Below are 25149 nucleotides of genomic sequence, written 5' to 3'. Positions count from 1 at the left end.
GCGTTTCCTCTTGGATCGATCGTTCTGGTATCCGTGGTCTCGGTACCAGTGGTTTTGCGGGGCCTTAGGCGTGGCCCTTGATCTCGTAATGACCCGGCACGCATTTGTAGCGCTCGAGGCGCCAGTTCGCGTGATAGATCGGATGCTCACCCATCCACTTCGCGAGAGGCGCTTGTGCGCCGATCGCGCACTGCATCAGCGAAATCTCGGGTGTCATGTTGCTGTCGGTCACGATTTCCTCGACGCAACTGCCTGAGCTGGCTGCGCCCAGCCGGCAAAGCACGGCAACGACGGTCACGAACATTCCTATCACCTCGTTGGTTGTTTCTGACCACGAAGAGGATGCAAGCGGAGTGCCAGAGCCTGTGACACGCAAACAACACGCTGGCCTGGCCGACTCAATCCAGCGTCCACCCCCATTTGGCGATTCGGATTGTAGAAAAATTGCCATTAACCCGAAGCCGGACAAATACCGGAACCCGTTGGAAAATACTTAGGAATGATCGATTATCCGGGCCGTGTCGCCTATGAGCCACTTCACAAGGCCCGCGCGCAGCATCGCGCGTAGTCCGCCCGCCGAAATTACCGAAGGCGAGGAGGGCAGCGCACGGCTTTTACCCGCGGATGTCGCGCTGCTACAGTTTTGCGCGCGCCGCGGTCAGCGGTGCCGTGACCAAGAAACACACCGACAAGGGGAGGGACCGAAGTCCATGAAGGATTTTGCTGGAAAGATCGCAGTCATCACCGGCGGCGGCACGGGCATGGGGCGCGAGCTCGCGCGGCAGCTCGTGGCCGAGGGCTGCAACGTCGCCATGTGCGACATCTCGGATGCCGCGATGGCCGAGACCAAGCGGCTGTGCGAGGCCGAGAAGCTGCCGCAGGGGCTGCGCGTCACGACGCACGTCGCCGACGTCGCGATCGAGGACCATCTGAAGCGTTTTCGCGACGAGCTCGCCGAGCAGCAGCAGACCGACAAGATCCATCTCTTGTTCAACAATGCCGGCATCGGCGGCGGCGGCAGCCTGTTCACCAACACCCGCGAGCAATGGGAGCGCACCTTCAACATCTGCTGGGGCGGGGTCTATCTCGGCGTGCGCACCTTCCTGCCGATGCTGGTCGCGGCGGACGAGGCCCACATCGTCAACACCGCGAGCGTCAACGGCTTCTGGGCTTCGATCGGCATGGGGCAGGCGCACACCGCCTATAGCTCGGCGAAGTTCGCGGTGAAGGGATTTACCGAAGCGCTGATCAACGATCTTCGCCTGCACGCCCCGCACGTCAAATGCTCGGTGGTGATGCCCGGCCATATCGGCACGTCGATCGTCTCCAATTCGCGCAAGGTGCAGAGCGGCGACGGCTCGGAGCGGCTCAACGCCGACGAGGTGGCACTGACCCGCAAGCGAATGGCCGCCGCCGGCGTGCCGGATGCAGACAAGATGTCGGACGAGGACATCCAGGCCGCGTTCGCCGAGCGCGCCCGCAGCTTCCTGGAGGACGCGCCGACCACGGCCGCCCAGGCGGCGAAGATCATTCTGGACGGCGTCAAGGCGGAGCGGTGGCGCATCCTCGTCGGCGAGGATGCCGAGCGCCTCGACGAGCGCGTGCGCGCCGCGCCGGAGCAGGCCTATGACCGCGCCTTCTTCGAAAGTTTTACGCAGGAGGTCGGCTGGCGGCTTGGTTGAGGCCGCTGCCGGGGCGCCCACCCATCGCACCCGAGGAGGCACGTCAGCGCCGTCTCGAAGGAGAGGCGTGCGCGCACGCCGCCGCTAGGGGTCATATTCTTTAGCGCGCCCAGCAAGGCGCGCCGATATGGCTATGATGGTCGTCATGGCAAGAGATACTTGGACAATTCTAAGTGCCAGCTCCCGCCAATGTTCGTCGCGCACCATGATCTGTTGCAATGTCACGCATCCGTCATGACGTTGTTCAAGCGATGTTGATCTCACATGCCTGTAATGACGCGCGCGCCGGCTTGGTCGGCGACTTGAAATGGTTTAGTCAATCGGGGTAACGCGACGATTAGAGCGTAGCTCCCAATGATGCCCGCATGCCTCTCCGACGACTGGACCTTTTGCCCGGAGCGAGAGGACATTTCAGCTGAGTTCACGCGGCTGCTCGCGGCGGCCCAGGAGGGCGGCGCCACGATCGCGGAATGCCTGATGATCGCGCGGCAGCTGAAGCGCGGCGACGACCGCTCCTGGCACCGCGAGTGGAAGAAGCTGGCGCAGACCAATCGGCAGCGCGCGGAGACCGCGTTCGCGGAGGGCCACCGCGCCAGTGCGCAGCGCAATTGGCTGCGCGCCATGAACTATTATGGTGCCGCAGCGATGCCGCTCGATCCCGCCGACGAGCGCCGCTGGGTCGCCGTGCTGGCCATGCAGGAATGCGCGCGCCGCTATCTCGCCGCGCGCAGCCCGGCCGGCGAGGTGGTGACGATACCCTGGCTCGACGGGCACTCGCTGCAGGGATACTTCCTGCCCGCGCCATCGGGGAAGGAGCCGGCGCCGACCGTGATCTGCATCGGCGAGCCCGGCCACCGCAAGGAAGAATTTCTGTTCAAGCTCGTGCCGCACGCGCGCGAGCGTGGCTTCTCGATGCTGGCGCTCGACCTGTTCGGCGACCAGCGCGACGATTTTCTCGAGGCGCTATTGCGGCGCCAGGATCTCGAGAGCGCGATCCCCGGCGTCATGGATTATCTGGAGATGCGGCAGGACGTCGATTTCGCGCGGGTCGGGATCATCGCCGATGGCTGGGGCTCGTCCTTCGTGGCGCGCGCGGTGCTGCAGGAGCCGCGGCTTGCCGCCGCCGTCTGCGACGGCGGCCTGTGGGATCTGCACGAGCGGGCCTTTTTCGCCAGCCGATTCGCGATGAGCGACGTCAGCATCGTCCCTGTGCCGCATGCGCCGCTGATGGCCTCCAGCGCCGACTGCCCGGTGCTGATCACGCTCGGGGAGGACGGCTGGCTCAAGGCCGACCGGGCGCGTCAGCTCGTCCGGAATTCCCGGCTCGGCAGCTCGGATGTCACGCTGAAAGTGTTCACCGCGGCGGAGACCGGCGCCGCGCAGGCCCATGCCGACAATCCGAGCCTTGCCAACGAATATATATTCGACTGGCTGGAATCGCGGCTCCGTGGCGCGGGGCGGATCTAGCGGCGAGCCGTCAGAGGTCCAGGCTGAGGCGGACGCAGGCCTTTTCCAGCCGGGTCTTCAGCGTCGCGAGCTTGGTGGTGAATTCGGCGAGCTCGGCCTCGTCGAACTCCTGGAAGACGAATTCCTTGATGGTCTTGTACTGCTCGTTGAGGCTCGCCAGGTGCTTCTGCGTTTTCTCGGTCAGGGATAGCCGGACCACGCGCGCGTCGGTCGGCGAGGGGCGGCGGCGCAAAAGGCCCTTCTTCTCCAGCAGCTTGGACTGGGTGGTGACGAAGGACGGATCGACGTGGAGGAGCTTGGACACGACGTTGACCGGAATGCCGTCGTCCTTGTCGAGGTCCGAGATGGCCATCAGGATCAGCCATTGCGGTCCGCTGATGCCGAGCGTCCTCGCCCAGAACTGACGCAGCTCCTCGAGATACATGTTGATCGACGATATCTCCCAGGTGAATCGCCTGATGATATCCAGGTTGCCGATGGTGCGCAGGCGCGCGCCTTCCTTCCTCGTCGCGGACACAGCGTCACTCCCGCAAGCTGATTCTCTTTCCGGCTCATTTTCGGCGGGCATAGTCCACGCAACTCTGCTCTGACGCAAGTGCAGAGCAGGGTAATGGTGTCACGAAAACTACAAATATGACCCGATCAGGCTTTTTGGCTCAACACCGGTGTTGCGTTGCGGCCACAGGGTTAGTGAAACCACAAAGCTGATCTAATAAACTATTTTGATTAACGGAACGGCGCGGGCATATTGATCCCGACGGTGGGGGGTTCTCGATCGTCCCGTTGCAGGTGGTTCGCTCACGTCCCTCGCGAATGCAGGTACGTCCGAAAACGCGAAGCGGCCGAGCGGATTTGATGAAGAGACGGGGATCTGGGGGGCCTCACGGTCCGGTCTCCGTGAAATGAGCAACTTGGAGGTTTTAAATGAAAGTGGTGAAGAGCCTTTTGCTCGGCACTGCGGCGGGACTGATCGCCGTTGGTGGAGCTCAGGCGGCTGATCTTCCGGTCAAGGCCAAGGCAGTCGAATACGTGAAGATCTGCTCGCTCTACGGCGCGGGTTTCTACTACATGCCGGGCACCGATACCTGCATCAAGTTTGGTGGTTACATCCGCGCTGACATGCTTCTCGGCGGCGGCGGCGACTATGGCTTCAGGAACAGCTCGAGCAGTGTGAACGGCGGGTCCAACAACCGTCTGACCAACTACTACTACAGCCGCGCTCGTCTGGACTTCAACATCGATACCCGCACGGCGACCGAATACGGCGTTGTTCGCACCTACGCCGACCTGGTCGTCAGCTACGACACCACGAACGTCACCGGCAGCAACCCGTCGGCGTTCTCGACCAGTTCGGCCTCGCTCGGTCTCTACCATGCGTTCATCCAGTTCGCGGGCTTCACCTTCGGCCGCACGGTCTCGATCTTCGACGCTCCCTGGCAGAGCTATCCGGCCGGCGGCCCCGATACCCTTCCGGGCGGCTCCAACCACGTCAACGGCGTGAACCAGGTTGCCTACACGGCTGACTTCGGCCAGGGCATCACTGCTTCGTTCGCGCTGCAGGACGAGACCTCGGCGAACAATGGTCAGTCGAACCTCTGGAACGTGTCGTCGGGTACGGCGGCGCAGTTCGTGACCGGCGTCTATGGCGCCAGCGCCTGGGGCGGCACGCGCATGCCCGAGGTGATCGGTCAGGTTCGTGTCGACCAGGCCTGGGGTCTGGCGCAGATCTCGGTCGCGGCCCATGAGCTGCATTCAGCCTATTACGGCGCGACTGAAGTCACCGGTCATCCCTCCGACAAGTGGGGCTGGGCCGTGCAGGGCGCCTTGTCGATCAAGAACATCCCGACCGGCGCGGGTGACGTCATCAACCTGCAGGCCGTCTACACCGACGGTGCGACCCGCTACAACTTCCAGAGCCTGTTCCCGCAGAGCTTCTTCATGTTCAGCGGCAGCGGCAACGGCGCGTATCAGAGCACCGGGTTCGCCGGTCTCGCCGACGGCGTGTTCGGAACCGGTACCGGCATCGATACCGTCAAGACCTGGGGCTTCCGTGGCGGCTATACCCACAACTGGAGCCCGAACTGGGCCAGCGCCATCTACGGTGGATACGCCCAGCTGAAGTACGGCAACACGGGCAAGGCCCTGATCTGCACCAACTTCGCCGCAATCGGGTTGGCCGGTTCGACCTGTAATCCGGACTTCAACTTCGCGGTGGTCGGTGTGAACACCGTGTGGACCCCGGTCAAGGGCCTGGCGTTCACTGCCGACTTGAGCTGGTCGCGTCTGGACCAGAAGTACTCCGGCTTCATCGCGAGCCCGGGCATTGCCAGCGCTGCGAAGCCGGCGGCCGTGTACGAGCTGAAGGACCAGGACTCGGTGAGCATGCTGCTGCGCGCTCAGCGCAACTTCTGATCCTCGATCCCGCAAATCGATCGGAGACCCCCGGCGGGAAACCGCCGGGGTTTTTCATGGGCAAGAGTTTCGGAAAATCGAATGCCGTTGCGGAACACGAAGGCGAGCCATGCGATTCCGTCGCGTCAAACTTATTTACTTACTTGAGCTACTAAGCTATATCACTGCCAGCCAGATACGAAAGTTGCGGCTCTTAGCTTCATGCTAAGCCTCCAGAAACCTCCGGCGATGCCCCGCCGGAGGTTTTTTGTTGTCCAGATGCCCGCAACGTCAGCCGCGTATCACGCGGGTGCGCGCCGGCGGCCGGTAGGCGAGGCGGCTGTGGCCGGCGCAATAGGGCTGGCCGTCCGGCGCCGTGTTGCCGCAGAAGCAGAAATCGGCTGCGCCCGGCGTCGAGATCGGCCAGCGGCAGCGATTCTCCGACAGCTCCAGCAACGAGCAGCGGTTGGCCTCGTCGATTGGGCCGGCAAACACCGGCGCATCGGTCTCGCCATAGATCGTGGCGAGCATCTCGTATTGCAGCCGCGGCACGGCCTTGCGCATCCGCGCCGGCGCCAGGCCTTTGTCCTGGACCTTTCGGTCGTCGACCGTCCGGCCGCGCGTCAGATTGAGCCGCGACAATTTGCCGATCACCGCGTTGCGGCTGACGCCGATGTCGGCGGCGATCTCGCGACAGGAGAGGCCGGCCTCGAAGTGCTGCTTCAGGAGTTCGATTCGTTCGTCGGTCCAGGTCGGTGAGAGAACAGGCATTTGTCGGCGATCCCAGGTTGCAGATGTCGGCCATCCGCGGTCTCGAGATCCGTCCGCCTCACGTACCGAGCGCGCTCACGTCCTGCCATTGTCGCGGATCGACAGAAGACCGTCTTTGATGGCGAGACGGATGCCTTCCTCGATCAATGTCCGTGCGACGCCGGGAACGCTGGTGCCGTGGGTGCCCTGTCTCACCAGCTTCTCCAGATACGCGATGGTCGAGAGCGCCAAGGTTACGGGAATGCGGTCAGTCTCGGCTTTTTCGGTGGCCATGGCCCGAACGCTAGCCTCTTACTCGGGTACATAAAAGTAACGATTAAGACTCTATTTAGGTTCGGGGGTGGAAGTCAAATCAGCGCTGGGGCCGAAGCTCACGTGATTGGAATCGCTTGGGAATCAGGCACGCCACGACGCGCCGCCGGGAAGACCGGGCGGCGGCGTGATGTCGGCAGGTCAGGAAAGGGCGCGGCGGCTCAGCCGTGCACGATCGCCTTTTCGATCATGCAATGGATGCCTTTGGCGCCGTTGACGGTCTGGGTCACCCGGAGATCGGCGGCGAGGCTGCACAGCGTGTAGGCATCCTCGCGCGACAGATTTCGCGTTTCGCCGAGCAGCGCGATCATGTCGCGGAGCGCGCGCACCACGCATTGGTCGAGATCGGGGTCCATCGCCATGGTCATGTAGTGCGTCGGCGTCTCGGCGCGGGGGTAGTCTAGCTTCAGGTCCTTGCGCAGCGTCAGGCGGAAGCGGCCCTGCAGCGCGGTCTCGATCGCGGTGACGCAGACCTCGCCGTCGCCCTGCACGCCATGGCCGTCGCCGCAGGAGAACATTGCCCCCGGCACGAACACCGGCAGATACAGCGTCGCACCGGCTCCTAGCTCCTTGTTGTCGAGATTGCCGCCCATCGCTCGCGGGATCAGCGAGGAGATGCGGCCCCAGGCTGGCGGCGGCGATACGCCCATCACGCCGAAGAACGGCTTCAGCGGCAGGTCGAGGCCCCACGGCATGCGGCCGACCATCGTGGTAGGGTCGAGCGGAATGTTCAGGATCCGCGTCTCGTGGAAATCGTCGGGCAGGGTGCCGGACAGCGGCTTGATCATGTTCCAGCCCCAATCCTGCCGGAGCTGCACGTCGAGGATCTCGACCGCGAGCACGTCGCCGGGCTCGGCCCCTTCGACCGCGATCGGACCGGTGAGGATGTGGCCCGGCAGCATGCGCTCGCTCCTGGCATGAACCTGGTGCATCTCGGGGGGAATGTGAAACCTGTCGCGATCAGGCAGCATGTCGGGACCGCCGCTGATGGTGTCGACCGTCACCTCGTCGCCGCTGGCCACGGTGAGGACGGGCTCGAGTGCGGCTTCGAAGAAGCCCCAATGGCAGGTTTCGGGGCTGGAATGCAGATGATGATGGGTCATTTGCCGCGTCCGGTTGGTTTGATCGGTCCGGGCTTGACCCGGCGATCGATCCTCTTTCAAGAAGGATTTCCGAACAAGGCCGTGCCGGCCAAGCCCGCGCATGGCAGGCACGATCATTCCAGCGAGGCTCCTCTGTTTTTCGCTCTCTCCAAGACCATCGGCGTCGCGCTGCTGCCGATCAATCTTCTGGTCGAGCTCGGAATTGTGTCTGTCGTGCTGATGGCGACGCGCTTTGCCGCGTTTGGCCGCCGGCTTGCCGTGACCACGCTGGTGCTGCTGGCGCTCGCGGCGTTCTCGCCGCTCGGCAATCTCTTGATCTACCCGCTGGAGTCGCGCTTCCCGGCGTGGGACGCCTCGCGCGGCGCGCCCGACGGCATCATCGTGCTCGGCGGCTCGGTCGACACCGATCTGTCGGCGGCGCATCGCACGCCGGTCGTCGCGCACGCGGCCGATCGTCTGTTTGCGCCGGCCGAGCTTGCGCGCCGCTACCCCAATGCGCGCATCGTCTTCACCGGAGGCTCCGCGAACCTGGTGTCGAGCGAGGCCAGGGAGGCCGACTATTCCGCGCCGATCCTGGAGAATCTCGGCATCGCGAAGGACCGCCTGATCCTCGAGCGTAACTCCCGCAACACCTGGGAGAATGCGATCTTCACCAAGCAATTGGTATCGCCAAAGCCCGGCGAGCGCTGGCTCCTGGTGACGTCGGCCTTCCATATGCCGCGCTCGATGGGGATCTTCCGCAAGGCCGGATTTGACGTCGAGGCCTATCCGGTGGACTGGCGGATGGGAGGACGTGAGGATCTATTCTCCTTCACCAACATGGGCGCGGACGGCTTGAGACGAACCGAAGTTGCGGTGCGCGAGTGGATCGGTCTTACCGCTTACCGTCTGATGGGCAGGATCTCCGAGTTGCTTCCGGGACCGGGCAGGGACTAGAACAAAGCCGCAAAACAAGAATACGCGGCGCACCATCGCCGGCGCGGAGGAAGCCATGCAACAGCAGAGTACGGGCAGGATCGACCTTGCCGGCCTGGTCGCCGATCTCAACAGCCTGCTGCGGCTGAAGACGAACGTGATCGGCATGAAGCTGTTCGCGAGCGTCGCAGAAATGGAGGCGATCCCGAAGATCCGCCGCCCGAACGCAATTCACACCACCGATCAGATTGTCAGCATGGCCGCGCGCCTGGGCTGGACCGTCGGCATCACCGCCGACGATCTCGTAGGCGCCCAATGCCGCGCGGTGATCGGTCTTGCGCCGCAGGACGAGAAATGGCTCGCCGGCGAAAACTATGTCGGGGTCTGGCACGGCACGGCGGAGGACGCGCGCAAGCGCCAGGCGGCGCTGGACGTGGTTCCGTTCGGGCACTATCAGGCGCTCGCCGTCAGCCCGCTCGCGAGCGGCCGGCTCGATCCTCCCGATATCTGTCTCGTCTATGCGACGCCGGGGCAGATGATCATCCTGATCAACGGGCTGCAATATACCGGCTACAAGAAGTTCGAATGGGGCGTGGTCGGCGAGACCGCCTGCGCGGATTCCTGGGGGCGGGCGCTCAAGACCGGGGAGCCCAGCCTGTCCTTGCCATGCTATGCCGAACGGCGCTATGGCGGCGTGCCGGACGAGGAGATGCTGATGGCATTGAAGCCCTCGCATCTCGCCAAGGCAATCGAGGGCATGAAGGCGCTGGCGAAGAACGGCCTGCGCTACCCGATCCCGCCCTATGGCATTCAAAGCGACGTCCGTGCCGGCATGGGCGTGAGCTACGCGAAGAAGTAAAGGCCGATCATGAGCTCTGCGAAATTCGACATCGTCGTCTACGGCGCGACCGGCTTCACCGGCCAGCTCGTCGCCGAATATCTGGCGGCGCATTACAAGGACGACAAGGCGCTGAAATGGGCGATGGCGGGCCGCAGCCTCGACAAGCTGAAATCGGTGCGCGATGCGATCGGCGCGCCGGCCGACACGCCGCTGATCGTGGCGGATGCGTCGGATGCGGCGTCGCTGAAGGCGATGGTGGCGCAAACCAAATCGGTGATCACGACGGTCGGCCCCTACCAGTTCTACGGCGAGGACCTGTTAGCTGCCTGCGTCGCTGCGGGTGTCGATTATTTCGATCTCTGCGGCGAGCCGGTCTGGATGCGGCAGATGATCGACAAGTACGAGGCGGCGGCCAAGGCGAGCGGCGCGCGCATCGTGTTCTCCTGCGGCTATGATTCCGTGCCGTTCGAGCTCGGCACCTTCTTCGTGCAGGAGGAAGCCAGGCGCGTGTTCGGCGCGCCGGCACCGCGCGTGAAGGGCCGCGTGCGCGACATGCGCGGCACGTTGTCAGGCGGCACGGCGGCGAGCGCGAAGGCGACCTTCGACGCCGTCGCCAAGGATCTCAGCCTCGTCGCCATCCTCAACGACCACTTCGCGCTGACGCCTGATTTCACCGGCCCGAAGCAGCCCAAGGGCAACAGGGCGGTCTTCGAGGAGGACCTGCAATCCTGGGCCGCGCCGTTCATGATGGCGCTGATCAACACCCGCAACGTCCATCGCTCCAACATGCTGATGGGCTTTCCCTACGGGAAGGACTTCGTCTACGACGAGATGGTGCTGACTGGCCCCGGCGAGAAGGGTGAGGCCAACGCCAAGCGCGTGATGGCGGCCAATGCCGAGAAGACCGGCCCGAACGCGCCGAAGCCGGGCGAGGGGCCGTCGAAGGAGGAGCGGGAGAACGGCCTGTTCAACCTGCTCTATGTCGCGATCGCCCCCGACGGCCGCATGGTCCGCGCCGGCGTCACCGGCGACCGCGATCCCGGCTACGGCTCGACCTCGAAGATGATCTCCGAATGCGCCATCTGCCTGCTGCGCGATGCGAGCGACGTTCCCGCCGGCTTCTGGACGCCGGGCGCAGCGATGCAGCACAAGCTGATCAAGCGGCTGCAGGACAATGCCGGGCTGACGTTCAAAGTGGAGAGCTAGGTTGGCTCTCGTAGGGTGGGCAAAGGCGCAACGCCCCGTGCCCACCATCTCTCGGTGGTGGGCACGCTGCGCTTTGCCCACCCTACGGCACCGTCTCTGTCACGCCGCCCGCGCATCGTACGCGTACATGAAGTCCATGCCCTTGGCGCCCAGCGGCAGCAGCCATTTCAGCATCTGATTGCGCATCCAGGCGCCGGTGGCGCTGAACTCGCGCTTGTTGTTGCCGTTGCGGCGGGCGATCGCGACGATCTTCTCGGTGCGCGGGCGGCGCTCGGCCTCGAAGGCCTGGAAAGTGGCGCCGAGCTCCTGGCCCTCCTGCATCAGCCGAGCAAATCGCATCGCGTCCTCCAGCGCCAGCGAGGCGCCCTGGCCGGCGTGAGGGCTGGTCGCGTGCGCGGCATCGCCGATCAGAAGCGAACGCTTGCACGACCAGGTCGGCAGGGTCGCGACGTCGAGCGTGTCGGTGACCACGATGTTCTCGGCCGTTTCGATGATGGCGGGGATCGGATCATGCCAGCCGTGATGGAAGCTGTGCAGATGCTGCTTCACCGTCGCATGGTCGAGCGCGCGGAACGTCGCCGCGTCCATGCCGTGCGCCGGCTGCGTGCTCCACCACATCACGCCGTCTTTCGGATCGGAGCTGCAATAGCCGTAGCCGAAGAAGCCGCTCTGGCCGAAGGTCGTTTCGACGTGCTGGCCGCTGGATCTGCCGTCGAGCACGGCATGCGGCACGAAGCCGCCGAAGCCGATCAGGCCGGTGTCGAACGGCTGCGGGCCGTCAGGCACCACCTGGCGGCGCACGACCGAGTGCACGCCGTCGGTGCCGATCAGGAAGTCGCCTTCGGCGGTGGTGCCGTCGGCGAAGTAGGCGATAATCGGCTGGTCGCCGCGATCCTCGATCTTGATCAGGCGTTTCTCGAAATAGAGCGAGACAGAGGCGCACCAGGCCTTGTCGATCAGGATCTCGTTCAGCGTGGCGCGCGCGATGTTGACGGCCGGCTGGCCGAAGCGCCGCGCCAGGTCGCGGTTGATCGAGCCGAGCTTCTCGCCGCCCTGCGAATAGAAGTCGAAGGCTTCCGCGACCGAGCCGCGGTCGATCAGCTGCTTCGCCAGCCCGATCTCGTCCAGGACATGCATGCCGTTCGGTGCGATCTGCAGGCCGCCGCCGATCCCTTTCGAATAGGGCCAGGCCTCGTAGATCGCTGATTCGATGCCGGCGCGGCGCAGCAGGATCGCGGCGACGGGGCCGGCGATGCCGGCGCCGATGATCAGCGCCTTGCGGGGACGGTGGGCCATGGCTTGCTCCCGACGTTTCCGTGGTGCTAGGAGAAATTACGGTCACTAATTATCTTAGTGACTAAGATATATATTGCCTAAGAGATGAGGTGGGCCTTGTCAAGGACGAAGGCGCGCGCTGCGCTGCTGCAGGAACTCGAGGACGCCATGCGCAGGTCCTCCGCGCAGGGCGTGCTCTACGGACAGACCGTTGCCAACGTTGCCGGAATTGCCAATTCCGATCTCGAATGCATGGACATCCTGTATCTCGAAGGCCGCGTCACGGCAGGGCGGCTCGCCGAGGTCACCGGCCTGACCACCGGTGCCATCACCGGTGTTGTCGACCGGCTCGAAAAGGCGGGCCTGGTGCGGCGCGAAAGAGACGAGAAGGATCGTCGCAAGGTCTTCATCACGGTCGTGCCGGAGGCGATCGCCGGCCTCGGCCAGTATTACGTGCCGATGCAGCAGGCGATGGAGAACGTCTGCAACGGCTATTCCGACGAGGAATTGCGGCTGCTGCTTCGCTTCTCCAATGAAGCATATAGGGGCACGCTCGCTGCGACCGAGGCACTGAAAGGTCTGCTCGACACGCCGCCGGAAAAGCGGCCGGATCTCAAGCTGAAGAAGCGTCCTCGCCGGACCTGAGCTTGTAGGCTTGCGCGGCTGCGATCATCCCCCACACTGCGCCCAGCATCATCCAGAAGTGCCGCCAGTGATCGGTGTCGATCACGAAGCTTTCGCCGACGGTGCCGAGGAAGGCGGAAAAGACCGCGAGGTAGGCGCGCTGCCACGGCACACGGATCAAGACGTGGCGGAAACCCATGATGACGGTGGTGAACACCAGCGCGGGATAGCACACGCCGGAGAGCCAGCCGCCGGACATGAAGGCGTTGAGGTAGGAGTTGTGGGTGTCCTCGGGGAAGTAGCGGTTGAATTGCAGTGGACCGATGCCGAACGGCAGATCGAGCGCCATCTCCGCACCCAGGATGTGCCGGCCGAACCGGCCGAAGCGGCCTTCGTCATAGCTCTGGCCGAAGCTCGCGCGCTGCTTGAACATCTCCGCCGTGGAATCGAACGACAGCAGCACGGCGATCAGCGCGAGGCCGAGCACCGCGGCGACGATCGCCATGATGACGATGCGCGAGCGTTGCGCGTTGGTGCGGCTGGTCAGCACCATCAGCGCCAGCATGAAGGCGGAGGTCAGCACCAGGCCGCCCCAGGCCGCACGCGAGAAGGCGAGCAGGATCGCCAGCGACATGATGCCGAAGGCGATGACGTTGCGGAATGCCTTGGCCAATTTATCGGAGACCACGCTCTGAAGCGCGAACAGCGCCGGCAGGATCAGGTAGGCGCCGAGCACGTTCGGGTCCTTGAAGGTGCCGCGCGCGCGGCCGTAGAGCGTCAAGAGGTCGTTGCCGCCGGGAATCAGGTGGAAGTAGCCGGCGATCGCCAGCAGCGAGGCAATCATCGCGCCGACCACGAGGCCGCGTCGCAGCATGTCGAGCCGGGCCTCGGTGTCCTCGGAGATGACCATGGCGAAGAACACCACGGTCACCGCCATGTACCAGGAGGTCGCGATCCAGCTCACCACCTCCGTCCGCTCGTACAGCGGAATCGCGCTGATGGTGTAGCCGACATTGAGCAGGATCAGCATCAACAACAGCGGCATCAGCACGAGACGCAGGCGCAGGCCGGTGGCGAAAAAGGTGACGGTCGCGAGCAGCGTCGCGATCTCGTAAGGGCTCGGCTCGATGAAGACGATGGCGCCAGAGGCGCCGACCAGCCACACCAGCGCGCGCTGCAACGCCAGCACGCCGGGCGCGGCCGTTGCGGCTGCGTTCACTCCACCGGCTGTCGCCGCATACGCCATCACACGCTCATACGCTTACGCAACTCATGCGCCACAACACAGCCGTCATCGCCCGGCTTGACCGGGCGATCCAGTACTCCGCTGCGCCTATCGTGGAAACCACTGGCGCTACGGAGTACTGGATGCCCCGCCTACGCGGGGCATGACAGAGAAAACTCAACTCAATACGCGTTCTCGTTCTTGGTCAGCAGCGAGACCGGCGTCTTCAGGAGAATGACGAGCTCGAACAGCACCGACCAGTTCTCGATGTAATAGAGGTCGAACTCGACGCGCTTCTGGATCTTCTCTTCGTTGTCGATCTCGCCGCGCCAGCCGTTGATCTGGGCCCAACCGGTGATGCCCGGCTTGACGCGGTGGCGGGCGAAATAGCCGTCCACGGCTTCGTCGAACAGCCGGCTCTGCAGCTTGCCCTGCACCGCATGCGGGCGCGGGCCGACCAGCGACAGATTGCCTGAAAACACCACGTTGAAGAGCTGCGGCAGCTCGTCCAGGCTGGTCTTGCGGATGAAGCGGCCGACGCGGGTGACGCGCGGATCGTTCTTGGTCACCACCTTCGAGGCGGTCGGGTCGGCCTGATGGTGGTACATCGAGCGGAACTTGTAGACGTCGATGCGCTCGTTGTTGAAGCCGAACCGCTTCTGTCGGAACAGCACCGGGCCGGGGCTGTCGAGCTTCACGGCGAGCGCAACCAACGCCATCACCGGCAGGGCTGCGAGCAGCGCAAGGCTGCCGACAATACGGTCGAACAGCCATTTCATCACCAGGTCCCAATCGGTGATCGGCGCCTCGAACACGTCGAGCGTCGGCACCTCGCCGAGATAGGAATAGGAGCGGGGCCGGAAGCGCAGCTTGTTGGTGTGCGCGGAGAGGCGGATATCGACCGGCAGCACCCAGAGCTTCTTCAGCATCTCCAGGATGCGGGTCTCCGCCGAGATCGGCAGCGCGAACAGCACGAGGTCGACGCGGGTGCGGCGGGCGAACTCGACGATGTCGTCGACCTTGCCGAGCTTGCGCGCGCCGGCGCAGGTGTCGAGCGCGCGGCTGTCGTTGCGGTCGTCGAACACGCCGAGCACGTGGATGTCGGAATCCTCCTGCGCCTTCAGCGCCTCGACCAGCTGCTCGCCGTTGCTGTCGGAGCCGACGATGATGGTGCGGCGGTCGAGCCGGCCCTGGCGCGCCCAGGCGCGGACCAGCGCGCGCAGCACCAGGCGCTCGGCAACCAACGCGGCGAGTCCGAGGAAGTAGAAGGCGGCGAGCCACAGCCGCGAGATTTCGCTGCCGAACTTGGCGAAGAAGGAGATGCCGATGAAGAGCAGGAAGACGAACGACCAGGACGAGATCATCCGCGTCATCTGCCGGAGCTGACCACGGAACAGCTGCACCTGGTAGATGTCGGCAGCCTGGAAGCAGACCACGGCGGCGATGGCGACGGCGATGACCTCGGCTGGATAGATCCAGCTGAACGCCCCCGCGAGCGGCATGACGTAGCCGAGATAGATTGCGATGCCGACGAGGCTCAGCAGCGCGAAATCGGCAAGGCGCACGAAGCCGGCGATCACGATCGGCGAATAGGCGCGGGCGACCTTCTGGTTGACGACGTCGAGCGCGGCAGGCGAGAGCCGGCGACGGCGCTCCACGAAGGGCTGGTCAGCAGGCTTTGCCGCAGCGCTGGCCGCGGCATCGAGCATCGAGCGTGCGTTGAGCGGTTCCACGGGCGTTCACGTCCATTCCAGAACCCGCGGCACGGCATTGCGCGCCCGGGCAAGCATACCCTGGCGCTTCGATTATCGAACAAATCGGAAGATTCTCTAAAGCTGGACTTAAGGATGGTTAATGATTGGCAAATGCGTCGCGATAGCCGGCGAGCACGCCCTCGACCATCGCGGCTTGCGAGAAGTGCGCCGAGATGCGCTCGCGCAAGGAAAGTGCGCGTTGCGCGGTGGTTTGCGGATCGTCCAGCGCTGCGGCGATCGCCTCCGCCATGGCCTCGGGATCGCTCGGGCCGAACAGTGCGGGGCTGTCGACGCCCAGGATCTCGGGAATGCCGCCGATCTTGGATGCGATCATCGGAATGCCCGCGGCCCCGGCCTCGATCACGACATAAGGCATGGAATCGCCGCGCGAGGGGACGACGAGCAGCCGCCCCTTGGAGAAGCCGTAGCGCGCCTTGACGTGACCGATGAAGCGGATGGCGTTCGCGAGGCCAAGCCGCTCGACCTGCGCCTTCAGCGCGGCCGTCTCCTCGCCGTCGCCGCCGAGCGTGAGCGTGACCTTCTTGCCGCCCTCGTGCAGGCGCGCCACGGCGTCGACCAGCAGGTCGGCGCCCTTGATGTGCCTGAACTCGCCGACGTAGCAGAGGTCGGTCGCATCCTCGGCGGTTATGACCGGCTCGAATTCCTCCGGCGTCACGCCGTTGAAGACGCAATGCACCACGCCCTTGGGCATGCCGACGATGCGCTGATAGGTGTCGCGGGCAAAGGCGCTCTCGAACAGGAACAGGTCCGTGGAGTCCATCAGCGCGCGTTCGAGCCGCGCGTAGAACTCGCCCTTGAAGGTGTTGAGCGGATAATGCAGCGAGCCGCCATGCGGGGTGTAGATCCGGATCGTGTCGTCCGAGCGCCGCCGCATGCGGATGAAGGCACCGGCCTTGGCGCCGTGGCCGTGCAGCACGTCTGGCTTGAGCGTGGCGATGAGCCGCCGCATGCGGAGCCATACCAGGACGTCATCGGGCGACGGCTCGCGGCGGATCGCCATGCGGTGGACGCCGAGCTTCAGGCGCGGCGCAAGCTCGGTCAGCGCCTTGTCGGCGCGCTCGCCGCCGGTGAGGCTGTCGGCGAGGATGCCGACATGATGGCCGCGGTCGACCTGGCCGTTGGCGACGTCGAGGATGTGGCGGAAGATGCCGCCGACCGGAGCGCGCACGGCGTGAAGGATGCGAAGCGGCCGGTCGGGAGAGGGGGGCATGATCAAAACCAGCTCGACGGCGACTTGCCGAACAATTCTCGTGAAAAATCGAGATGGATTAAGGGGCCTCGTGGTTAACAAACGGTGACGGGTCGACGTGCACAAGGCGCTGGTCGTCACGATTAACCCAGCGGCAACCTTAATGGAGTGTAATCGCCCCGGTTGAGGTAGAGTCGCAGCATTGCCTGCGGGAGTGTTCGATGCGTTTAGCGTTCTGGCGTGCCGGCAAGGACAAGGCTGTGATCGCGCGGGCCGTCGCGAAGTCCAAAGGCGAAGCTGCGCCCAAGAGCGAAGCGAAGGCTGAAAAGCGCGAAACGAAGGCCGAAAAGCGCGAAGCGGAAGCCGAAAAGATCGAAGCCAAGGTTGAGGCCAAGATCGAAGCGAAGCCCGCGCCTGTCATCGCCAAGCCTGGGCAGGTCGAATCCGGCGACATCGACCTGCACGCGCTCGGTGCGGCCCTGGCGCGCAAGCGCGGCTGGGTCATCGTGCCGACGGTGCTGGCGCTCGTTGCCTCGCTCGCCATCGTCAATCTCGTCACGCCGCGCTACAAATCTGAAACCCGGATTCTGATCGACGGCCGCGAGAACGTGTTCCTGCGTCCGAACAGCGACCGCACCGAGGAGCGGCAGGCGCTCGATGCCGAGGCCGTCACCAGCCAGGTGCAACTGGTGCTGTCGCGCGATCTGGCGCGCGAGATCATCAAGAAGAACAAGCTCGCCGAGCGCCCCGAATTCGACCCGGTGCTGCAGGGCATCTCGCCGCTGAAGTCGCTTGCCGCGCTCGTCGGTATCGTCCGCGATCCGTTCGCGATGACGCCGGAAGAGCGCGTGCTCGATTCCTATTACGAGCGACTTTCGGCCTACGCCGTCGACAAGTCGCGCGTGATCGTGGTCGAATTCCAGTCCGCCGATCCCGAGCTCGCCGCGCGCGTCGCCAACTCGATCGCCGACGGCTATCTCGTGCTGCAGCAGGCCGCGCGCCAGGAGCAGGCCAAGAACGCCAGTCAATGGCTGGCCGGCGAGATCGAGAGTTTGCGCAAGAAGGTCTCGGACGCCGAGGCGCGGGTCGAGGACTTCCGTTCCAAGTCCAGCCTGTTCGTCGGAACCAACAACACCACGCTGTCGAACCAGCAGATGGGCGAGGTCAATACCCAGCTCAACAATGCGCGCTCGATGAAGGCGGATGCGGAATCCAAGGCACGGCTGATCAAGGAGATGCTCCAGAGCGGCAAGCCGATCGAGGCGTCGGAGGTCGTGAACTCCGAATTGATGCGCCGGCTGTCGGAGCAGAGGGTGACGCTGCGGGCGCAGCTCGCCGAGCAATCGTCGACGCTGCTCGGCAATCATCCCCGCATCAAGGAGCTGAAGGCGCAGCTCGGCGACCTCGACAATCAGATTCGAGACGAAGCCGCCAAGATATCGCGCTCGCTCGAGAACGACGCCCGGATCGCCAGCGGTCGGGTCGATGGCCTCACCGTGAGCCTCGAGCAGCTCAAGAAGCAGGCGGCCTCCACCAACGGCCAGGACGTCCAGCTCCGTGCGCTGGAGCGCGAGGCCAAGGCGCAGCGCGATCTGCTCGAGACCTATCTCGCCAAGTACCGCGAGGCCAACACCCGCGAGACCATCGACACGGCGCCGACCGACGGCCGCATCATCTCGCGCGCCATTGTCTCGAACACGCCGGCCTATCCGAAGAAGCTGCCGATCGTGCTGATCGCAACGATCGCAACGCTGCTGCTCTCGTCCGGCGTCGTCGTCACCGGCGAGTTGCTGCGCCAGACCGCGCCGGGCGCGGCAATGGGCTCCGCGCAGACGCCGGTGCGCCAGGAGCCGCTGGTCGTTCAGCGGGCCATCGAGCCCGTGGTCGAAAGGGGCGGCGAACCAATGTTGGATCCGGTCTTGGCGGAGCCCGCGCCGCTGCAGCCGGAGATGGCGGCCGATTTGGATACGAGTGAATTCGCCGAGATCGAGCGTCTGGCCGACGATCTGCGTGCCGCAGGCACTGCGGCCAAGAAGGTCACGGTGCTCGGCACGGCGCCGGGCGACGCCATCACGCTGTCGACGCTGACGCTGGCGCGGAACCTGGCGCGCGATGCACGCGTCGTCGTGGTCGATCTCGCCGCCTCCTCGCCGACCATTGCCGCAGTCTCCGCCGATGCGCAGGCTCCCGGCCTTGCCGAGCTGATGCAGGGCGAGGCCTCGTTCGCGCAAGTCATCACCCGGGACAAGCTGTCGCGGCTGCATCTGGTGATGGCCGGCCGTCCCGGCTTCGACCGCAGCCTGCTGCAGTCGCCGCGCGTCGCACTCGCGATCGACGCGCTGCTGCGAGCTTACGATCACGTGCTGATCGACGCCGGCAGCGCCTCAGACCTGCCGGCCGACCTGTTGACGGCCCATGCCCGCGCCGTCGTGGTGCCCGATGCGTCGATGGCGGCGGATGCGCGCGCGCAGATGTGCGAGCAGCTTAGAGCCGTCGGCTTCAGCGCGGTGGCGATGCTGAGCAAGCCGGTGCAGCCGTCCGATGCCGCCGAGACGCCGCGCGTGGTGGCGGCGTAGGCTTTCTTACCCTCTCCCCTTGTGGGAGAGGGTGGCTCGCCGCGTTAGCGGCGAGACGGGTGAGGGGTATCTCTCCGCGAGTTCACCTTTCCATTCGAGCTCGCGGAGGCATACCCCTCATCCGGCGCTTCGCGCCACCTTCTCCCACAAGGGGAGAAGGGAAGACAGCCGTGCAAGTGGAAAGAGCTACCCGAACGCCTGCCGTAGCCGGCGGGCCATGTCGAACAGCATCTGGTTCTGCTTCACCAGCCGCTTGCCGTGGCTGAGCGAGGACATCGCCATGGCCGCGAGCTTGCCGCGCGAGGTCAGGGGGACGAAGCTGTCGAAGATCGCCTCGTCGTCCTTGCAGAACATCCGCTTGTAATCGTCCGAGCCGATGCCGAGGTCGAGCGAGCGGTAGCCGCGTTCGCCGTAGCGGTCGATGATGTAGCGCATCAGGATCAGGCCGGGGCTGTAGCGGGCGTGCTCGGACATCGTGTAGGTGTTGAACATCATCGAGAAGCGCTCGCCGTCGGCGACGCCGGCGAAGATCGCGATCACCTCCTCGTCGCATTCCAGCGCATGGATGTCGATGACATGACCTTCGCCGCGCGGCGCGAGGCAGGCGCTGCGGACGAACTGCTCGACGCCGGGTTCGGCGAAGACGTTCGGCAGCTTCTGCTCCGCCATCCGCGCCGGCTTGACACGGAAGAACCAGTCGAGCAGGCGGATGATGTCTGCGTCCGACGTCGCCAGGTGATAGCGGTAGCCGGCGAGGGACTGAAGCTTCTTCTCCTTGCTCTTGAGGCGGCGGCGGAGGGAATTGCTGATCCGCGAGGCCGGCGGGCCGCCCGGCTCCATCACCAGTCGCGGGCAACCGTTGATCGGGCGCTGCCGCGGCAGGGCTGCAAACGGGTTTTGCTGGTCGTGCCAGCGCTCGGGCTGCTGTGTCAGTGCGAGCACGTCGGCGTGCTCGCCGAGCGGCGCAAGCAGTGCATCGAGATCGGCGCTGGCGGCCTCGGCTGCGAACTCGGCGTTCCACAGGCCCATGTTGAAGGTTGTGTGCTTGCCGCCCATGAACCCGGCGGTGCGCACGCCGTGGCCCTGCCGCAGCGAGAGCGGCAGCAGCAGGAGCGGGCGCCGATCGGCGTCGCGGGCGATCACAATGAACGGCCGGGCACCTTCACGGGCGCCGACCAGCCGCTGCCACGGATCGAGCAGGTCGAAGCGCTGGTAGGGCGTGAAGAGATGGCCGCTCGCCTCGAAGCCGCGCCAGACCGCCTCGGCCTCGGCGAGATCCGTGACGATCTCCACTCGCGCGATACGGCTCGCTCTCGACCGCGCTGGCGCTTCTGCCGTCCGGCTTTGCATCGCCGCAGCCATGGTCATTCGCGAAACCTGTCGAGAAATCGAAAATACGTATTTCGGCCCGTGGCCGACCTTTGCAAACAAAGGTCAACAAAGGGTAATGACTGGGGCGAGGGAACTGACCGCCGGCGCGCGCGAAGGGTGGGATTTTGGCTTCCGACGACAGATGGTTGGAACGGCTGCGCCTCGAGCTGGCCTGGTTCACCGGCCAGGCCATGCTGCGCAGTCGCGGTGCCGGCGCCATCCTGCGTTTCCGCTACGTGCGGCCTCGGCGGCGCGGATTTCAGCCGCTGCGCGAGCACGAGATTACGCCGCAATTCCTCGATCGCGCCATCCGCGCGCTGAAGCGGTGGAACTACGATTTTCTCGGCATGGACGAGGTCTGCCGGCGCGCGGTGATGCTGCCGGAGAAGCGTCGCTTCGTGGCGCTGACCTTCGATGGCGCCGGCAAGGATCTCATCACCTTCGCCTATCCGGTGCTGGCGCGTCACGCCGTGCCTTTTACGATCTATGTGCCGACCGCTTTTCCCGACGGCGTCGGCGAGGCCTGGTGGCTCGCCCTGGAGCAGGTGATCGCGCGCGAGAGCCGCATCGACCTGATGATGGGCAACAAGGAGCAGCGCTTCACGGTCGCCGACAAGGCCGGGAAGCAGGCGCTGTTCTCGCATCTGGAGAGCTGGCTGCGCTCGCTGCCGCCGGCGGATCTGTCGGCCGCGATCGCCGATCTCTGTACGCGCTACCGGATCGACCTCGCCGCGCTCTCGCGCGAGGCGTCGATGGATTGGGAGGACCTCGCCAGGCTCGCCGGCGATCCGCTCGTGACGATCGGCAGCGCAACGGTGAACTATCCGATGCTGGCCAACATGAAGGACGCGGCCGCACTGCGCGAGATGACGATGGGCAAGGCCGTGGCGGAATCGGCTTTCAACCGCGAGATCAGGCATTTCGCCTATCCGTTCGGCGACCGCGCTTCGTTCCGGCGCAGCCACGTCGTGATGGCGGAGCAGGCGGGCTTCGCCAGCGCGGCCTCGACGATCCCGGGCATCGTGGAGGCGGAGGGACGGACGAACTTGCGCGCGCTGCCGCGGATCTCCTGGGACGGGCGGGTGCGCTCGCTGCGGATGCTGCGCGTGCTGGTGTCGGGCGCCGCTTTTGCGCCGGTGCGGCCGACCGGGAGCGCTACGAGCCAGACCTGAGGCGATCGGGCCGCTGCATCCAGCTCACGATCGGCATCGCCGGCAGCACCCAGCCCATGCCGACCACGACGTAGTAGATCGCCTGCCGCCAGCCGGATTCGGCGATCCACGGCATCTGCGCCGCCGCCATGCCGAGCAGGGCCCAAACGGTGGCCAGCACCAGGAGCAGGATGGCGCCGAGGAACTTGCGGGTGCGGATCGTCATGGCGGGAACTTTAAGGCTTTCGCGTTACTTGCGCTGCGGGAGCGGGGGACTATAAGGGGCACTCAACCTGGTTCAAGTCTCTTCGCCACAGGCTTGGTTTTGTCCTTGAAATGACGACGAATTCCGCCCCATCCGAGCCGCATCGCGCCGTGCGCTGGTGGCTGATCTGTGTGGCCGCGCTGATCGCACTGATGGTGCTGGTTGGCGGTGCGACACGACTGACGGAATCGGGCCTATCGATCGTCGAATGGAAGCCGGTCACGGGCAGTGTTCCGCCGCTGTCGGAAGCGGCATGGGCCGAGGCGTTCGAGGCCTACAAGAAGATCCCGCAATATCGCGAGCTGAATTCAGGCATGAGCCTGTCCGAGTTCAAGACGATCTTCTGGTGGGAGTGGAGCCACCGGCTGCTCGGCCGCTTCATCGGCGTCGCCTATCTGCTGCCGTTCCTGTTCTTCCTCTGGCGCGGCGGACTGTCGGGTGAGCTGAAGCGCAGGCTGTGGCTGCTGTTTGCGCTCGGCGGCCTCCAGGGGGCGGTCGGCTGGTGGATGGTGGCCTCGGGCCTGACGGAACGCACCGAGGTGTCGCAATATCGGCTGGCGACGCATCTTTCGCTCGCGCTCCTGATTTTCGCCGGGATCGTCTGGACGGTGCGGCGGCTCGAGCAGCGGCCGCAGATCGCGGCGCCGGCTCGGCTGCGGTTCACGAGCGCGGTGCTGCTCGCGGTGACCTTCGTGCAGATCTATTTCGGTGCGCTGGTCGCGGGCTTGCGTGCCGGGCGGGCCTACAACACCTGGCCTGAGATCGATGGGGCGCTCATCCCCTCGGCGGAACGGCTGTGGTTCGAGACGCCGTGGTGGCGCAACATGTTCGACAATGTGCTGACGGTGCAGTTCGAGCACCGCATGACCGCCTACGTGTTGATCGTGCTGGCGCTGCTGCATGCGATCGACGCGGTGCGCTCGCGTGCAGGTGCGGCCGCGAGCGGCGCGTTGTGGCTGTTCGCGGCGGTGAGCGTGCAGGCGGTGCTCGGCATCCTCACGCTGCTCAACCAGGTGCCGATCGATCTCGCGCTGACCCACCAGGCGGTTGCGATCGTGGTGTTGACGCTGGCAGTGATGCAGGTGGAGCGGCTGGCGTCACGGCAGTCTGTGCAGGCGCAGCCGCGCGCGGTCCCCGTGGGTCAGCCCGGCTGATCACCATCAGCCCGGCTGATCAGCAATAGCCGTAGACGCCGCACGCATAGGGCAGGCGCCAGAAATAATCGACCTGTTTCCCGCCGTAATAGGCGCCCTGATAATCGTAGCTCCAGGGGCGGCCGTAATAGCCAGGCAAGGTGTGGGAGCCCGGCAGCAGCGGCGTGCCCGGCAGGTTGCGGATGTAGCTGCCGATGCCGTAGGCCGGCGAGATCAGCGCATCCGGATCGGTCTCGACATAGACCTGAGGTGGGTCCTGCGGCGGCCCGGCCGCGCGCCGCTTCGGCGTCGCCGGCAGATCGGCGGCAATGGCCGCCGAGGCCGTCAGCATCACAGCCAGAGCGGGCACCATCCAGCGCAGCATCGTCGGCTCCGAATCAAAGGGGCGATCCAAGCACGATGTATGAGGCAGATATGGTTAATGAGGGTTAACCGACGGCGGCCAAAACGGCCGCCGTCGTTCCCAGGCGCTACGTCCCCAGCGCCTGTTCCAGATCCGCGATCAGGTCTTCCTTGTCCTCGATACCGACCGAGATCCGGACCACGTCCGGGCCGGCGCCGGACTTGATCTTGGCGGCGTCGTCGAGCTGGCTGTGCGTGGTCGAGGCCGGATGGATCACCAGCGAGCGGGTGTCGCCGACATTGGCGAGGTGCGAGAACAACTGCAGCTTCGACACCAGGCTGACGCCGGCGTCATAGCCGCCCTTCAGGCTGAAGGTGAACACCGCGCCGGCGCCCTTTGGTGCGTATTTGCGCGCGAGCTGATTGTACTTGTCGCTCGGCAGCCCGGCATAGCTCACCGAGGCCACCGCCGGATGTCCCGCGAGGTATTCGGCAACGGCTTTGGCATTGTCGCAGTGCTTCTGCATGCGCAGCGGCAGAGTCTCGATGCCGGTCAGGATCATGAAGGCGTTGAAGGGCGACAACGCCGGTCCGAGGTCGCGCAGGCCCAGCACGCGGCAGGCGATCGCGAAGGCGAAATTGCCGAAGGTCTCCTGCAGCCGGATGCCGTGATATTCCGGGCGCGGCTCCGAGAGCATGGGGTACTTGCCGCCCGTGGACCAGTCGAAGGTGCCGGCATCGACGATGATGCCGCCGAGCGAGTTGCCGTGGCCGCCCAGGAATTTCGTCAGCGAGTGCACGACGATGTCAGCGCCATGATCGATCGGACGGATCAGATAGGGCGAAGCCAGCGTGTTGTCGACGATCAGCGGCACGCCCGCCTTGCGTGCCACGGTCGAGATCGCCTCGATGTCGGTGATGCTGCCGGCGGGGTTGGCGATGGACTCGATGAAGATCGCTTTCGTGCGCGGCGTCACCGCACGCTCGAAGCTCGCGATATCGTCGGGATCGGCCCACACCACGTTCCAGCCAAAGCTCTTGAAGGCGTGCGTGAACTGGTTGATCGAGCCGCCATAGAGCTTTCGCGCGGCGATGAATTCGTCGCCGGGCTGAAGCAGCTGCTGCAGCACCACGACCTGCGCGGCATGGCCGGAAGCGACCGCGAGCGCGGCCGTGCCGCCTTCGAGTGCGGCGACGCGCTCTTCCAGCACCGCATTGGTGGGATTGCCGATGCGGGTATAGATGTTGCCGAACGCCTGCAGGCCGAACAGCGAGGCGGCGTGATCGGCATCGTTGAAGACGAAAGAGGTCGTTTGATAAATCGGAGTCGCGCGCGCGCCGGTGGTGGGGTCGGGCTGTGCACCGGCATGCACGGCGAGCGTTGAAAATCCCGGAAGGCGATCGCTCATTTGGGCGTCCTGTTCTTGTGGCCTGAAATTCGCGCGGCATGCTGATCGGCGCCGTGCCCGCCGTCAAGGCGCGGCGTCACATCGGAATCATTTTGGGAACGATCG

General features: G+C 65.1%; 23 protein-coding genes. 10 read left to right on the top strand and 13 right to left on the bottom strand.

Annotated elements, in window-relative coordinates; all coding sequences use genetic code 11:
- Positions 1-64 precede the first annotated feature (64 nt).
- A complete protein-coding gene (locus I6F09_RS19835; protein WP_025036674.1) occupies positions 65-304 on the bottom strand; it encodes a hypothetical protein in 240 nt (79 codons plus the stop codon).
- Positions 305-710: 406 nt separating this feature from the next.
- On the opposite strand from I6F09_RS19835, the gene I6F09_RS19830 reads away from it, so the two are divergent.
- A complete protein-coding gene (locus I6F09_RS19830; protein WP_225188843.1) occupies positions 711-1682 on the top strand; it encodes an SDR family NAD(P)-dependent oxidoreductase in 972 nt (323 codons plus the stop codon).
- 354 nt (positions 1683-2036) lie between these two features.
- Entirely contained in the window at positions 2037-3149 is a 1113-nt protein-coding gene (locus I6F09_RS19825; RefSeq protein ID WP_036010398.1) for an alpha/beta hydrolase, read from the top strand.
- Positions 3150-3159: 10 nt separating this feature from the next.
- On the opposite strand, the gene I6F09_RS19820 is transcribed toward I6F09_RS19825, so the two are convergent.
- On the bottom strand, positions 3160-3666 hold the full coding sequence (locus I6F09_RS19820) for a MarR family transcriptional regulator (protein ID WP_036010395.1): 507 nt from the start codon (positions 3664-3666) through the stop codon (positions 3160-3162).
- Between the two features lie 407 nt (positions 3667-4073).
- Here I6F09_RS19820 and I6F09_RS19815 point away from each other — a divergent pair, with 407 nt between their 5' ends.
- Entirely contained in the window at positions 4074-5561 is a 1488-nt protein-coding gene (locus I6F09_RS19815; RefSeq protein ID WP_225188842.1) for a porin, read from the top strand.
- A 270-nt stretch (positions 5562-5831) separates the two neighbouring features.
- Here I6F09_RS19815 and I6F09_RS19810 read toward each other — a convergent pair whose 3' ends face one another.
- The 3 genes from I6F09_RS19810 to I6F09_RS19800 form a co-directional block, all read right to left on the bottom strand.
- Positions 5832-6311 (bottom strand): GcrA family cell cycle regulator, encoded by a 480-nt coding sequence (locus I6F09_RS19810; protein ID WP_036010389.1) that lies wholly within the window; start codon positions 6309-6311, stop codon positions 5832-5834.
- Between the two features lie 75 nt (positions 6312-6386).
- Positions 6387-6584 (bottom strand): hypothetical protein, encoded by a 198-nt coding sequence (locus I6F09_RS19805; RefSeq protein WP_024341172.1) that lies wholly within the window; start codon positions 6582-6584, stop codon positions 6387-6389.
- Positions 6585-6784: 200 nt separating this feature from the next.
- Complete coding sequence (locus I6F09_RS19800) at positions 6785-7726, bottom strand: acetamidase/formamidase family protein (protein ID WP_225188841.1); 942 nt, start codon at positions 7724-7726, stop codon at positions 6785-6787.
- A 168-nt stretch (positions 7727-7894) separates the two neighbouring features.
- Here I6F09_RS19800 and I6F09_RS19795 point away from each other — a divergent pair, with 168 nt between their 5' ends.
- Genes I6F09_RS19795 through I6F09_RS19785 form a run of 3 tightly spaced genes read left to right on the top strand, consistent with a single transcriptional unit; the run spans position 7895 to position 10688 of the window.
- Positions 7895-8662, top strand: coding sequence for a YdcF family protein (locus I6F09_RS19795; RefSeq protein WP_036010382.1), 768 nt, complete (start codon positions 7895-7897; stop codon positions 8660-8662).
- A 55-nt stretch (positions 8663-8717) separates the two neighbouring features.
- Entirely contained in the window at positions 8718-9500 is a 783-nt protein-coding gene (locus tag I6F09_RS19790; RefSeq protein ID WP_225113075.1) for a DUF169 domain-containing protein, read from the top strand.
- 9 nt (positions 9501-9509) lie between these two features.
- Entirely contained in the window at positions 9510-10688 is a 1179-nt protein-coding gene (locus I6F09_RS19785) for a saccharopine dehydrogenase NADP-binding domain-containing protein (protein WP_225125136.1), read from the top strand.
- A 99-nt stretch (positions 10689-10787) separates the two neighbouring features.
- Here I6F09_RS19785 and I6F09_RS19780 read toward each other — a convergent pair whose 3' ends face one another.
- Positions 10788-11984, bottom strand: a complete 1197-nt coding sequence (locus I6F09_RS19780; RefSeq protein ID WP_225188840.1) for an FAD-dependent monooxygenase — start codon at positions 11982-11984, stop codon at positions 10788-10790.
- A gap of 147 nt (positions 11985-12131) precedes the next feature.
- Between I6F09_RS19780 and I6F09_RS19775 the strand changes: the two genes are divergently transcribed.
- The gene (locus I6F09_RS19775; RefSeq protein WP_225188859.1) at positions 12132-12608 is read left to right on the top strand and encodes a MarR family transcriptional regulator; all 477 of its coding nucleotides are present in this window, start codon (positions 12132-12134) and stop codon (positions 12606-12608) included.
- Here the strand turns inward: I6F09_RS19775 and I6F09_RS19770 are convergent.
- From I6F09_RS19770 to I6F09_RS19760, 3 genes are all read right to left on the bottom strand, one after another.
- The gene (locus tag I6F09_RS19770; RefSeq protein ID WP_225188839.1) at positions 12577-13833 is read right to left on the bottom strand and encodes an O-antigen ligase family protein; all 1257 of its coding nucleotides are present in this window, start codon (positions 13831-13833) and stop codon (positions 12577-12579) included. The two genes, I6F09_RS19775 and I6F09_RS19770, sit on opposite strands and share 32 nt — an antisense overlap.
- A 161-nt stretch (positions 13834-13994) precedes the next feature.
- On the bottom strand, positions 13995-15545 hold the full coding sequence (locus I6F09_RS19765; protein WP_225188838.1) for an undecaprenyl-phosphate glucose phosphotransferase: 1551 nt from the start codon (positions 15543-15545) through the stop codon (positions 13995-13997).
- 118 nt (positions 15546-15663) lie between these two features.
- The gene (locus I6F09_RS19760) at positions 15664-16797 is read right to left on the bottom strand and encodes a glycosyltransferase family 4 protein (RefSeq protein WP_225188837.1); all 1134 of its coding nucleotides are present in this window, start codon (positions 16795-16797) and stop codon (positions 15664-15666) included.
- Positions 16798-16997: 200 nt separating this feature from the next.
- Here I6F09_RS19760 and I6F09_RS19755 point away from each other — a divergent pair, with 200 nt between their 5' ends.
- Entirely contained in the window at positions 16998-19352 is a 2355-nt protein-coding gene (locus I6F09_RS19755) for an exopolysaccharide transport family protein (RefSeq protein ID WP_225188836.1), read from the top strand.
- A gap of 186 nt (positions 19353-19538) precedes the next feature.
- Here I6F09_RS19755 and I6F09_RS19750 read toward each other — a convergent pair whose 3' ends face one another.
- Positions 19539-20720 carry a GNAT family N-acetyltransferase gene (locus tag I6F09_RS19750; RefSeq protein WP_225125141.1) on the bottom strand — a complete coding sequence of 394 codons (1182 nt, stop codon included), beginning with the start codon at positions 20718-20720 and terminating at the stop codon, positions 19539-19541.
- Between the two features lie 128 nt (positions 20721-20848).
- Between I6F09_RS19750 and I6F09_RS19745 the strand changes: the two genes are divergently transcribed.
- Complete coding sequence (locus I6F09_RS19745; RefSeq protein ID WP_225188835.1) at positions 20849-21895, top strand: polysaccharide deacetylase family protein; 1047 nt, start codon at positions 20849-20851, stop codon at positions 21893-21895.
- Here I6F09_RS19745 and I6F09_RS19740 read toward each other — a convergent pair.
- Positions 21879-22100, bottom strand: a complete 222-nt coding sequence (locus tag I6F09_RS19740) for a DUF2842 domain-containing protein (protein WP_036010340.1) — start codon at positions 22098-22100, stop codon at positions 21879-21881. The two genes, I6F09_RS19745 and I6F09_RS19740, sit on opposite strands and share 17 nt — an antisense overlap.
- Positions 22101-22210: 110 nt before the next feature.
- Here I6F09_RS19740 and I6F09_RS19735 point away from each other — a divergent pair, with 110 nt between their 5' ends.
- Entirely contained in the window at positions 22211-23293 is a 1083-nt protein-coding gene (locus tag I6F09_RS19735; protein ID WP_109143558.1) for a COX15/CtaA family protein, read from the top strand.
- Positions 23294-23312: 19 nt separating this feature from the next.
- Here the strand turns inward: I6F09_RS19735 and I6F09_RS19730 are convergent, their stop codons facing one another.
- Together I6F09_RS19730 and I6F09_RS19725 are read right to left on the bottom strand one after the other, a co-directional pair.
- Positions 23313-23657 carry a hypothetical protein gene (locus I6F09_RS19730; protein WP_036025406.1) on the bottom strand — a complete coding sequence of 115 codons (345 nt, stop codon included), beginning with the start codon at positions 23655-23657 and terminating at the stop codon, positions 23313-23315.
- 106 nt (positions 23658-23763) lie between these two features.
- Positions 23764-25044, bottom strand: coding sequence for an O-acetylhomoserine aminocarboxypropyltransferase (locus I6F09_RS19725; protein ID WP_036010324.1), 1281 nt, complete (start codon positions 25042-25044; stop codon positions 23764-23766).
- Between the last annotated feature and the right edge of the window lie 105 nt (positions 25045-25149).

This window comes from Bradyrhizobium sp. IC3195 (assembly GCF_020193585.1).
Lineage (GTDB): Bacteria > Pseudomonadota > Alphaproteobacteria > Rhizobiales > Xanthobacteraceae > Bradyrhizobium > Bradyrhizobium yuanmingense.
Note: the sequence above shows the minus strand (reverse complement) of the source record. Positions and strands in the feature narration are given on the sequence as shown.

Coding starts and splice junctions, on each gene's coding strand:
- I6F09_RS19790 (WP_225113075.1), top strand. CDS start 8,718: ATGCAACAGCAGAGTACGGGCAGGATCGACCTTGCCGGCCTGGTCGCC.
- I6F09_RS19725 (WP_036010324.1), bottom strand. CDS start 25,044: ATGAGCGATCGCCTTCCGGGATTTTCAACGCTCGCCGTGCATGCCGGT.
- I6F09_RS19780 (WP_225188840.1), bottom strand. CDS start 11,984: ATGGCCCACCGTCCCCGCAAGGCGCTGATCATCGGCGCCGGCATCGCC.
- I6F09_RS19730 (WP_036025406.1), bottom strand. CDS start 23,657: ATGCTGCGCTGGATGGTGCCCGCTCTGGCTGTGATGCTGACGGCCTCG.
- I6F09_RS19770 (WP_225188839.1), bottom strand. CDS start 13,833: ATGGCGTATGCGGCGACAGCCGGTGGAGTGAACGCAGCCGCAACGGCC.
- I6F09_RS19785 (WP_225125136.1), top strand. CDS start 9,510: ATGAGCTCTGCGAAATTCGACATCGTCGTCTACGGCGCGACCGGCTTC.
- I6F09_RS19740 (WP_036010340.1), bottom strand. CDS start 22,100: ATGACGATCCGCACCCGCAAGTTCCTCGGCGCCATCCTGCTCCTGGTG.
- I6F09_RS19830 (WP_225188843.1), top strand. CDS start 711: ATGAAGGATTTTGCTGGAAAGATCGCAGTCATCACCGGCGGCGGCACG.
- I6F09_RS19805 (WP_024341172.1), bottom strand. CDS start 6,584: ATGGCCACCGAAAAAGCCGAGACTGACCGCATTCCCGTAACCTTGGCG.
- I6F09_RS19755 (WP_225188836.1), top strand. CDS start 16,998: ATGCGTTTAGCGTTCTGGCGTGCCGGCAAGGACAAGGCTGTGATCGCG.
- I6F09_RS19815 (WP_225188842.1), top strand. CDS start 4,074: ATGAAAGTGGTGAAGAGCCTTTTGCTCGGCACTGCGGCGGGACTGATC.
- I6F09_RS19810 (WP_036010389.1), bottom strand. CDS start 6,311: ATGCCTGTTCTCTCACCGACCTGGACCGACGAACGAATCGAACTCCTG.
- I6F09_RS19835 (WP_025036674.1), bottom strand. CDS start 304: ATGTTCGTGACCGTCGTTGCCGTGCTTTGCCGGCTGGGCGCAGCCAGC.
- I6F09_RS19750 (WP_225125141.1), bottom strand. CDS start 20,720: ATGACCATGGCTGCGGCGATGCAAAGCCGGACGGCAGAAGCGCCAGCG.
- I6F09_RS19775 (WP_225188859.1), top strand. CDS start 12,132: ATGCGCAGGTCCTCCGCGCAGGGCGTGCTCTACGGACAGACCGTTGCC.
- I6F09_RS19760 (WP_225188837.1), bottom strand. CDS start 16,797: ATGCCCCCCTCTCCCGACCGGCCGCTTCGCATCCTTCACGCCGTGCGC.
- I6F09_RS19825 (WP_036010398.1), top strand. CDS start 2,037: ATGATGCCCGCATGCCTCTCCGACGACTGGACCTTTTGCCCGGAGCGA.
- I6F09_RS19735 (WP_109143558.1), top strand. CDS start 22,211: ATGACGACGAATTCCGCCCCATCCGAGCCGCATCGCGCCGTGCGCTGG.
- I6F09_RS19800 (WP_225188841.1), bottom strand. CDS start 7,726: ATGACCCATCATCATCTGCATTCCAGCCCCGAAACCTGCCATTGGGGC.